The sequence below is a fragment of the Sutcliffiella sp. NPDC057660 genome, from assembly GCF_042800035.1.
In the GTDB taxonomy this organism is placed as follows: domain Bacteria; phylum Bacillota; class Bacilli; order Bacillales; family Bacillaceae_I; genus Sutcliffiella_A.
In genome coordinates this window covers 1-1,774 of sequence record NZ_JBHVHV010000041.1, presented here as the reverse complement: position 1 = coordinate 1,774, position 1,774 = coordinate 1, and the positions used below count along the sequence as shown (strand labels likewise).

Genomic DNA, 1,774 nt, shown 5'->3' with positions numbered 1-1,774 from the left:
GAGGAGCATTCCTGTTTTCTATCTTTTGAGGTACTTGAAAAATAAATAGCCCTCCTATATGATGCATGAGTATCAACGACCAAATCGAAACTCATTACCACATAGGAGGACTAACATGAATCGTAATATGAATCACAAAATTAATCAAGTGTCAGAAAACACATTAGTCATTGGAATTGATATCGCAAAGAATAAACATTATGCATGTGCTATTGATGATCGAGGGCGTGTGCTTCATAAATCCTTTGCTTTTATGAATACACGTCAGGCTTTTGATTACCTATATAGCACAATCGTTTCTTTACAAGAGAAGTATCAAAAATCAGAAGTAATCATTGGTTTTGAACCTACAGGTCACTACTGGATGAATCTAGCCTCTTATTTAGTGAATCTAGGCATTCGGTTTGTCATGGTTAACCCATTACATGTAAACAGAACGAAAGAGCTAGATGACAATCTACAGACCAAGAATGATAAAAAAGATGCGCGTGTCATTGCTCAATTGGTCCGTGACGGGAGATTCAGCTATCCTCGAATCATAGAAGGTATCGAGGCAGAACTACGAAATGGAGCGACTCTAAGGTCCAAGATACAAGAAGACCTTTCAGCGCTGAAAAACCGCATCATTCGTTGGATTGATCGCTTTTTCCCAGAGTTCCATTTCGTCTTCAAGAAGCTAGGGAAGACAGCCTGTGCAGTATTAGAAAAGTCACCATTACCAACGGATATTCAAGGAAAGGACATTCAACAATTGATAGAGTTATATCGTTCTGTCGATTACCTTAAATGTGTACCGGGAGATAAGGTGAAAAAGTTATCCAATATAGCCGAAGGTTCCGTAGGGTTAACAGAGGGTTTACAGATGGCACGTTATGAGATTGCCACATTAATGTCTCAGTTTAATCTACTCTCTCAACAACTTGAAGATCTTTCCCAAAAATTATGTGAACTAGCATCCCAGCTAACGGAATATGAGTACATCCTATCTGTACCTGGGATTGGGGCAGATACAGTAGTAGAACTATTGTCAGAAATCGGTTCTTTCACGCATTACGAACACCCACGCCAACTTATTAAACTAGCGGGACTCACATTACGTGAAAACTCATCTGGCCAACATAAAGGACAAAAAAAGATTTCTAAACGGGGAAGGAAAAAGCTGAGAGCTATTCTTTTTCGGGTGATCCTTCCCCTTATACAACATAATTCAGCATTTAAATCACTGTATGAATACTACACCACTAGGAGGATTAATCCTCTAAGAAAAAAAGAAGCAATGGTTGTACTATGTGGAAAGTTACTCAAGATACTGCACGCATTAGGTAAGAAGAAAATGTATTTTAATCCTAACAGTATGATGAACGATCTCTCTTGTCTCCAAGAGGCAGCTTAAGCTAATTAATTCTAGTTTTTCTCGACATTAGGATGACACGGAGAAGCCGGCAACAAACGAGCCATAAGACCAATGAGTCCCCCGAGGAGCACAGCCAGCCTCTGCCTTATGAAAAGACCGAACGAAGGAATGTACGCGCTTGACGCCAAGAGACATGGGAGGGTACGTCATCATAAGTTTCGCAGGGATCCATCGTGCATCACATAAGAATGGTTGTCAATCTGTACCAATTGACTTTAGCGAAGCGTATCCTTGCATTCCCATAGTTATGAAAATCTGTATGATTGCCCCATACAAAAGGTTAATCATATTCTTTTAAAAATATTTTTAAAAAGGAAAAACTCTTAAAAACGTTGATATAGCTACATTTATAGAGGGAGG

The 1,774-nt window shown here is 39.2% G+C and carries 1 protein-coding gene; it reads left to right on the top strand.

The features are described from left to right. Window positions 1-115: 115 nt before the first annotated feature. Complete coding sequence (locus tag ACFVAD_RS24200; RefSeq protein ID WP_386646455.1) at window positions 116-1,393, top strand: IS110 family RNA-guided transposase; 1,278 nt, start codon at window positions 116-118, stop codon at window positions 1,391-1,393. The last annotated feature ends 381 nt before the right edge of the window (window positions 1,394-1,774 follow it).